Raw genomic sequence first — 8,559 nt, forward strand, 5'->3', positions numbered from 1 at the left:
TCAAATTTTGAAGGTATAATTAAATTAGACATGGCATAATTGGATTCTACATCTTTGGCGATATTTTCTATCAACAAGGAATATTTACCTGTATATTTTTGGGTTGAATCGATTTCGACCTTATATCCACTTTTGGTTGTACCCGTACTCCAACCAACAGAAGACTTAGACTTGGGAACTGTTTTTTCGAAACCTAAATTATATTCATCCTTAACAGGTTTTAACGAATCTGTTGAAGTTTGGCAAAAAGAAGTAAGTTGATAAAAAACAAAAATTGTGGTGAGAAGGATACGTAGCATATTAGATTAATTTCACTAAAACTAATCAATAGAATAGTAGCTTAATTCTTATTTAACATCTTTTAACTGAAAGTAGAAATTGAAATTGGTTTATTTTTTAACGGTGGGTGGGTTTGGCATCATTGCACCGACCCAGGTTCATAAACGGGATGGAAGCGGCATCCTTTGGCTGTAAGCCTGAGCGTAGCCGAAGGCCAGCCAAAGATATAGCGTACAGCCCGAGTAACGAAATAGTTGTATTGACTTTGCTTTTCTAACTTATATCAACCGATCTTTTATCACCAACGTATTGGCTGCAATATCGTGCCAACACTGGTTYTTCTTATTGAGGAAACTGTATAAATAGCCAAAGAAAACAGGAATTACAGATAAGATTTTAGAAAAATTCCTGACTAGAGAAACACAAAAAGAAACCCGGCTTCCCTCTAAATCGGTTACTTTAATATTGAGAAGTTTTTTACCTATAGTGGCCTGACTGGCTGATGCTTCGGCAATGCTACCATAAATGAGTTTAATAATAAATATGGATGGAAATGGGATTAGAAAAGCCATAATCCGCTGATCTTTGCCTTCAATAAAAATATAACTCGTTAAAATGATAATGCTATATATTCCAAAAATAATAAAATGATCAATTACCGATGCCAACAGCCTTTGATCGAAAGCGGCAAAATATTGGGGTGCTGTTTTTTGATAACTAAAACCCAAAAGCTCACGCAATTCGGGAATTGCGTGAGCTTCTTTATAATCGTCCATTCCGGGTTTACGTATAAACGTATTCGCACTGATGTTTAAATCTTTCAGTTCGGTTAAACTATACGGCCCTTGTGGCTTTCCATTAATTACAACTATATATTGATCAGGATTCATTGGATTGGATCAGGATGATGAGATTTTGGGATTGTAAGATCAGCATTTTATAAAAATTTCTTCTACAAGAATCAACCTTACATCCCCCACCTTAAAACCTTCTGCCTTTTTAATATCTGCTTACTTCAAAGTTACTCAATCCGCCATCTAAATTAATAAAGATTTTTTTGGTTGAGGTTTTATAGTTTGAGGTTTCGTAAACACCATCACTCAATTTCTCAAAACCATCGAAATCTTTAGCTGATAAACCTGTTTTGGTTTTAATTCGGCAACCCGAGTTGGTAGGCACCTTAATGTTAACATCGGCAACGCCAGATTTCACAATTACGTCGGTTATTGGCAATAAATCTCCGAATTTAATATCCAAAGCTGCTGCCCCACCATCAAAGCGGAAGGTACGCACTTTGTAATTGGCAAAATCAAAATTTGCTTCGCCAGCTCCGAGTTTCATTAAAATATCCCAGTTGGCTTCTTTATTCAATTTAAAGTTAACATCGTTACCACCATCACCAAAATTCCATTTACTCTTTTTATCATCCATCTGGAAAGTAAGTACGATAGCGCTATCGGTAAGCAATTTCTTTAAAGAGAAGTTACCATGTCTTTTCTTTACGTCGGCATTAATCAACTCGGTTGTTTCACCATCAAGATTAAATGAAATGCCACCTCCGGAAATATTTAGTACTGTTTTTTTCGCATTATCTGCAGCTACAAATGGCTCAGATAAACTTAAGTGATTATATGAGGTATCACTATCGTCATCATCATCGTCGTTGTCGCCATCATTATGGTCGATATTAACATCGATATCTTTTTTGAAATGGTGCCCCCACCAGTTACCATGCTCGGGTACTTGCTGTCCTTTGTAAAAAAGGAACGACAAAGCCACTACTAAAACGCCAATAGAAATGATACTACCTGTTTGCGAGTTGTTTTTATTGAACAGGATATTTAAACCTGCTATAATTAAGAACACTGGCCAAAAGCTCCAAACGTTGCGCCAATAAAAGTTGATTACATCAAAGTTTTCGAGTAGAAGTACACCGCCAATAAAAAGCAGGATAATACCCCAAATTAATCTATCTAATTTCATTCTATTTATACTTGAGGGTTAGCGGATGTTGAATTATCATCTTTGTTAGCTGGTGCCGTAGGTTCATTTTCTACAATAGTTTCAGAAAAATCAGCTGTTTTTTGTTGTTCAGCTTCTTTTTGTTGTTCAGCCTCCTGTTGGTTCTGAAAAGCAGCCCAGTCATTCTTTCTTTTTGATTTAGCTATAATACTTACACCTAAGGCAATAAATATCAATGGCCACATGTACTTGAATAAATTGTGGATACTAAACCAGTCGGGTATAAAATCCATTTCGCGCATCAGGAAAAAACATCCTATTACTAGCAATATTAATCCGCCTATGGTGCGACCAGTATCGTTAGATTTATTGAATTTATTGAAATCGGGCTGTGTTTCGAAAGGCGTTTTTTGTCCACCATCAACAGGTTGTCCAGCCATAAATATAGCCGATAATGCAAACAATAATCTAATTATGGTAACCTCCACCTGCATATAATCTGCAAGTCCCGAAGCTACACCGGCAATCATCTTATCGTGTTCGTTTCTAAAAAGCTTCTTTTCCATAACGTTGTTCATTTTGTGTTTAAAAATCAAGCGGAGTAATCAAAACCTCGTCTACATTTACCCCTTTACTTAAGTTTAAAATGGTAAWCAAAGTTTCTGCAATATCTTCAGGCTGTACAAATTTTTCATCCGGAATTGTTGTTCCTTCCCAGGATGAAGTTTTAGTAGAACCTGGCAAAAATGCAGTTACTTTAACATTGTGAGGTGCTAACTCTTGCCGCAATACATGATTAAGACTTAACATCGCTGCTTTTGTTACACTATAACTGCCTCCATTTTTTACAGGTGCTTTACTGGCCACCGAACAGATGTTGAATATATGGCCTCGCTTAGCTGAGCGCATTTTTTTTCCAAAAAATTTACTGATGTAATAACAGGCATTTGTATTTATATGCTGCTGTTTTTCGAAAGTTTCGTCATCCTCATCGAGCATGCTGCCAGGCAAAAAGATCCCCACATTATTTACTAAAACATCTACTTGATCAAGATTTATAGCAGTCGAATTTAAAAAAGCATACACTTCTTCTTTAACAGAACAATCTGCTGTCTGCGTAAAAATAGCATTCCCATAAGGGGTTAGTTCCTGTCGAAGCCTGTCAAGTTCATCTAAACCCCTTGCTACCAAAACTAAATCGTACCCATTTTGGGCTAATTTAGTCGCAATAGCTCTACCAATTMCTTTAGTTGCTCCGGTTATTACAGCTTTCATTTATTTATGGTTTAATTTTTGTTAACAAAAAACCATATTTATATTCAAAACCACGAATATTTTTACAATTAGCAAAGTGCTCCAAATTTTTATTGTTTCTTTGTAGTAGTATAGAACGATCATTTAAATTAAGCAAATACATACGGAATGAATTTTACCAATTTCGGCAGATACATCCTGCTACTCAAGTCTGTATTCAGAAAGCCGGAAAAACTGAAAATATACCTAAAAGAAATTGCCAAACAAATGGATTATGTTGGTGTAGGCTCTTTAGGTTTAATTGCTATCATCTCTACTTTTATTGGTGCAGTAATGACGCTACAAATTGCTTTCCAGTTGGTTAGTGATTTTATTCCAAAAACAATTATCGGTTCTGTAAACCGCGACTCGAGTATATTAGAGTTAAGCCCAACCATTAGTGCAATTGTACTGGCAGGAAAAATCGGATCGGCCATTTCATCAGAAATTGGTTCGATGCGTGTTACTGAACAGATTGACGCTTTAGAAATTATGGGTATAAATGCACCTGGCTACCTCATCCTTCCTAAAATTATTTCGGGCATAACCATGGTACCCATGCTGGTAATCATTTCTATGTTTTTAAGTATTACCGGTGGATATATTGGCGGTTCTATTTCGGGTGCTGTTACTCCTGCAGAATATATTCAAGGTATAACAACTGATTTTAATCCTTACACCATCACGGTTGCTTTGGTAAAGGCATTTGTATTTGGTTTCATTATTACATCAGTTCCAGCTTACGAAGGTTTTTATGTTCGTGGTGGTGCTTTAGAAGTTTCGCAGGCCAGTACAAGAGCAGTTGTAATTAGCTGTATCTCTATTCTTGTTTGCGATTATTTAGTTACTCAACTTTTATTGTAATGATCGAAATTAAAGATATTTATAAATCTTTCTCCGGAAATGATGTATTACAAGGCATTTCTGGAAAGTTTGAAGAAGGGGTAACCAATTTGATTATCGGTGGCTCCGGATCAGGAAAAACAACATTATTGAAATGCATGGTTGGTTTGCATCAGCCAGATTCACGTGCTATATCTATGAACCCGAAGTATCTGTTCTGTGATGAGCCGAACTCAGGCTTAGATCCAAAAACGTCCATCGTAATTGATGAGTTGATTCAGGAAATTACCGAAGAATACAAAACCACTACTATTGTAGTAACACACGATATGAACTCGGTTATGGGTATTGGCGACTATATTTTATTCCTACACGAAGGAAAAAAATTCTGGGAAGGCAGCAACAAAGAAATTGCACATACTGATATTAAAGAATTAAACGATTTCGTATTCGCCAGCCGCTTTATGAAGGCAGCAAAAGATAAGTTTTAAGAAAATTCTTATATTTGTTTAGTTATGACAACGGCTACAAAAAATATCATTCACAAATTGGAAACCTTACCAGAAAGCATGGTAAACGAGGTAGAAGATTTTATTGATTTTTTAAAAGCTAAACATTCGAAGAGCTTTCCTAAATCGGCAAGTKAAAAAGCAAATGTTGTTGAAGAGCCAAAAAGCTTATATGGCGCTGCCAAAGGTACAATTCTTTATATTTCTGATGATTTTAACGAACCATTGGATGATCTCAAGGATTATATGTAATGCGTTTTTTGCTTGATACACACATATTCCTATTCTTTATTAATGGAGATAACTCAATTTCAAAAAAGATTATAGAGATCATAAACAATCCTGTAACAGAAAAATATATTAGCATTGTAAGCATTTGGGAAATTACAATAAAGACTAATATCGGAAAGCTAAAGTTAAAAGACGATATTAACTCAATTTATGAATTACTTGATAAGTACCGAGTAAAAATTCTTCAGCCTGCTAAAGATGACTTTACTACTTATTCTACATTACCATTAATACATAAGGATCCATTTGATAGACTTATTATAGCACAGGCACTAGCAAATGATCTAACCCTGATAACTGATGATCAATACATCAAAAGCTATCCAAATTTAAAGTTATTTTAAATACATGATACAATTACTTGCCCCAACCCACTGGAAAGACTATGAACTGATTGATTGCGGGGATTTTGAAAAATTAGAACGTTTTGGAAATGTAACCCTTATCCGTCCTGAACCACAGGCGGTATGGAAAAAAACATACTCAGAACAGGATTGGAAAAAAACGGCCAACATTACTTTCAGGGGCCGTTCGGCTACTTCTGGCGAATGGGTAAAGAAAAATCAATCTATTCCTGATCGTTGGCATGTAGAATATAAAAATGATGAAGTGGCCATTAAACTCCGCTTAGGTTTAACTTCTTTTAAACACGTGGGCGTATTCCCTGAGCAGGCAGTAAACTGGGATTTCATCTCTTCATCGATTAAAAAATTTAAAACGCCACAGCCTAAAGTTTTAAATCTTTTCGCTTATACTGGTGCGGCATCACTAATTGCCAATGCAGCAGGTGCTGAAACTACGCACGTAGATTCGATTAAACAGGTTGTTACCTGGGCAAACGAAAACCAGGAGCTTTCAGGCTTGAAGGATACCCGTTGGATGGTAGAAGATGCCTTAAAGTTTGTAAAAAAAGAATTAAAAAGAGGCAAAAAATACAACGGAATCATTTTAGACCCTCCTGCTTATGGCCACGGCCCTAATGGCGAAAAATGGAAACTGGAAGATCATATTCAGGAAATGATGCAGGATGTGGTACAACTGCTGGATGAAAAAGAACACTTCTTAATCCTAAATACTTATTCATTAGGGTTTTCGTCGGTAATTGTAGAAAATTTAATCCGTACCTCATTCCCATCAGTTAAAAACCTCGAAACCGGAGAACTGTTTCTACAAGCTACTTCGGGCATTAAATTGCCATTGGGTGTTTTTGGCAAATTCTGTAATGTGTAAATGTTGATTACTTTATTTTAAACTACCAGATTTCCACCCTACTTTCATCAAAACAGATTCGGAAACTGTCTAAACTTTAATTATCTATATAATATTTATGAAATTCCCTCAATTAGCAGGCACACTAATACTTGGTTTTGCCGCAATCAGCTTATTTGCCAACTGTAATTCAGACGGTAAGAGCAGTGGCGGTATCGGCAAAATCTTCTCTTCTGATTCAACTAAAAAGAAAACGGACTCAACGGTAAACGTAATGAAACCTGTTGATCCAAAGCTTTACGATTCGTTGGTGAAAAAACTGGCAAACGGAGATACTACCGGAAGATGGCCAGTAAAAAAACAACCATATCCTTTGGCGGGAGCCATTTTACCTTTTAAACGCATCGTTGTTTATTATGGAAACCTACATTCGAAAAAAATGGGTGCGCTTGGCGAATATGCGCCTAAAGAAATGTGGAAACGTTTAAATGCTGAGGTTAAACATTGGGAAAAGGCTGATCCCTCTACCCCTGTACAACCAGGATTACACTATATTGCTGCAGTAGCAAGTGGAACACCGGGGAAAGATGGAAAATACATCAACAGAATGGGCAACAAACAGATTGATTCTGTTTTGAAAATTGCCAAAATGCAGCCTAATACCATTGTATTTTTAGATCTTCAGGTAGCTTTAAGCACAATAAAAGCCGAGTTACCTCATATCGCAAAATACCTGGAATTGCCATACGTTCATTTAGGTATCGACCCTGAATTTTCGATGAAAGACGGAACATTGCCAGGCAAAAAAATCGGCACCTACGATGCTGCCGATGTTAACTATGTAACCGGATATTTAGCAGATATTGTTAAAAAATACAACTTGCCTCCAAAAGTATTTGTATTGCACCGTTTTACAAAGAAAATGGTAACGAATTCTGCTAATATTAAATTACGTCCTGAGGTTCAGGTTGTGGTACATATGGATGGATGGGGCGAACCTGAATTGAAAAAAGGCACCTACCGCCACTTTATACAGGGCGAGCCTGTACAGTTTACTGGCTTTAAATTGTTTTACAAAAATGATCTAAAGAAAGATCCGAAGCGTTTGATGACTCCAGAAGAGCTGTTAAAGCTTACACCAAAACCGATATATATTCAATATCAATAAAAGTAGAAGCCTGTAATCGTAATTACAGGCTTTTTTGTTTTCATGCTATATAAGATACATTTTGTGATGTATTTATCAATTTCATTTAGTTAATTTTTAATCACAGATACACACAGATTCTTATATCTGTATGCATCCTTTTTTATCTGTAGTTAATTAAGATTACCTAGTCTTAAGGATATTGAAGTATTTATCCTAAAGCGCTGTCCAAATAGCACCTCCTTAAAACTTATAGGAATAATCGATACCCAACCAATCTTTAATATCAAAAAAATGTCTTTTTTTGATTGATCTAAAAATTGGAATAGATTTTATATACGTAGGATATGCAAACAGCAACATTTGGCGGCGGCTGCTTTTGGTGCACCGAAGCCGTTTTTCAGACGTTAAATGGAGTAAGCCAGGTTACATCAGGCTATATGGGGGGAGATTTAAAGCATCCTACCTATATGGAAATTTGTAACGGCGATACCGGACACGCAGAAGTAATTCGAATCTCATTCGATGAAAGTGTTATTTCGTTCAATGAGCTTTTATTGGTATTCTTTAAAACCCATAATCCAACAACTTTAAATAGGCAGGGTAATGATGTTGGCACGCAATACCGCTCGGTGGTTTTTTATGAAAATGAAGATCAGAAAAAACAGACGGAGAAAATGATCGAAGATTTAACCCAACAACATATTTTCGATAAGCCCATTGCGACAGAAGTTTCTCCTATAGCCGAATTTTATGAGGCTGAAGATTATCATCAAAACTATTTTAGCAACAATCAGGGGAAACCTTATTGTGCATTTGTGATACAACCTAAACTTAATAAGTTTGCTACTGATTTTAAAGATAAAATTAAACCAGCGCTTTTGGAATAATTAAATTTCGAAAGTAAGTAAAGCATGTTGGCTTGCCGTATGAATATCTCTCCAAACCCTATTAATTTCTGATTCCTTTTTTGCAGCCGCTAAGCCACAGTATGGGAATAAAGTAGCTGCCGATTTCCAACAGGCA

At 36.1% G+C, this 8,559-nt stretch carries 12 protein-coding genes and 1 pseudogene; 7 read left to right on the forward strand and 6 right to left on the reverse strand.

The genetic code is table 11. The annotated features are described in order from the left end of the window. From AC1DND_RS21275 to AC1DND_RS21295, 5 genes are all read right to left on the reverse strand, one after another. On the reverse strand, positions 1-299 hold a 299-nt coding region (locus AC1DND_RS21275; protein ID WP_477584632.1), incomplete at its 3' end, for a hypothetical protein. Positions 300-557: 258 nt separating this feature from the next. Further along, positions 558-1,169, reverse strand: coding sequence for an RDD family protein (locus AC1DND_RS21280; RefSeq protein ID WP_477584633.1), 612 nt, complete (start codon positions 1,167-1,169; stop codon positions 558-560). A gap of 109 nt (positions 1,170-1,278) precedes the next feature. Beyond that, positions 1,279-2,262 (reverse strand): LiaF transmembrane domain-containing protein, encoded by a 984-nt coding sequence (locus AC1DND_RS21285; RefSeq protein WP_477584634.1) that lies wholly within the window; start codon positions 2,260-2,262, stop codon positions 1,279-1,281. 5 nt (positions 2,263-2,267) lie between these two features. Then, on the reverse strand, positions 2,268-2,807 hold the full coding sequence (locus AC1DND_RS21290) for a PspC domain-containing protein (protein ID WP_477584635.1): 540 nt from the start codon (positions 2,805-2,807) through the stop codon (positions 2,268-2,270). A 19-nt stretch (positions 2,808-2,826) separates the two neighbouring features. Continuing rightward, positions 2,827-3,516, reverse strand: coding sequence for an SDR family oxidoreductase (locus AC1DND_RS21295; RefSeq protein ID WP_477584636.1), 690 nt, complete (start codon positions 3,514-3,516; stop codon positions 2,827-2,829). Between the two features lie 147 nt (positions 3,517-3,663). Between AC1DND_RS21295 and AC1DND_RS21300 the strand changes: the two genes are divergently transcribed. The 7 genes from AC1DND_RS21300 (at position 3,664) to msrA (ending at position 8,423) form a co-directional block, all read left to right on the forward strand. Continuing rightward, the gene (locus AC1DND_RS21300) at positions 3,664-4,398 is read left to right on the forward strand and encodes an MlaE family ABC transporter permease (RefSeq protein WP_029275780.1); all 735 of its coding nucleotides are present in this window, start codon (positions 3,664-3,666) and stop codon (positions 4,396-4,398) included. After that, positions 4,398-4,868: an ABC transporter ATP-binding protein gene (locus tag AC1DND_RS21305; protein ID WP_477584637.1), complete on the forward strand. Its 471-nt coding sequence runs from the start codon at positions 4,398-4,400 to the stop codon at positions 4,866-4,868. The genes AC1DND_RS21300 and AC1DND_RS21305 overlap by 1 nt, the downstream gene beginning before the upstream one ends. Positions 4,869-4,892: 24 nt before the next feature. Then, entirely contained in the window at positions 4,893-5,138 is a 246-nt protein-coding gene (vapB, locus tag AC1DND_RS21310; RefSeq protein ID WP_477584638.1) for a type II toxin-antitoxin system VapB family antitoxin, read from the forward strand. After that, positions 5,138-5,521: a type II toxin-antitoxin system VapC family toxin gene (locus AC1DND_RS21315; RefSeq protein WP_477584639.1), complete on the forward strand. Its 384-nt coding sequence runs from the start codon at positions 5,138-5,140 to the stop codon at positions 5,519-5,521. The genes vapB and AC1DND_RS21315 overlap by 1 nt, the downstream gene beginning before the upstream one ends. 4 nt (positions 5,522-5,525) lie before the next feature. Next, positions 5,526-6,407 (forward strand): RsmD family RNA methyltransferase, encoded by an 882-nt coding sequence (locus AC1DND_RS21320; protein WP_193420498.1) that lies wholly within the window; start codon positions 5,526-5,528, stop codon positions 6,405-6,407. 97 nt (positions 6,408-6,504) lie between these two features. After that, positions 6,505-7,554: a hypothetical protein gene (locus AC1DND_RS21325; RefSeq protein WP_477584640.1), complete on the forward strand. Its 1,050-nt coding sequence runs from the start codon at positions 6,505-6,507 to the stop codon at positions 7,552-7,554. A 326-nt stretch (positions 7,555-7,880) separates the two neighbouring features. Next, positions 7,881-8,423, forward strand: a complete 543-nt coding sequence (gene msrA, locus AC1DND_RS21330; protein WP_477584641.1) for a peptide-methionine (S)-S-oxide reductase MsrA — start codon at positions 7,881-7,883, stop codon at positions 8,421-8,423. Here the strand turns inward: msrA and AC1DND_RS21335 are convergent. Beyond that, positions 8,424-8,559: pseudogene (locus AC1DND_RS21335) on the reverse strand (acyl-CoA dehydrogenase family protein); the annotation flags it as partial.

It is taken from the genome of Pedobacter sp. 01N416, from assembly GCF_056399685.1.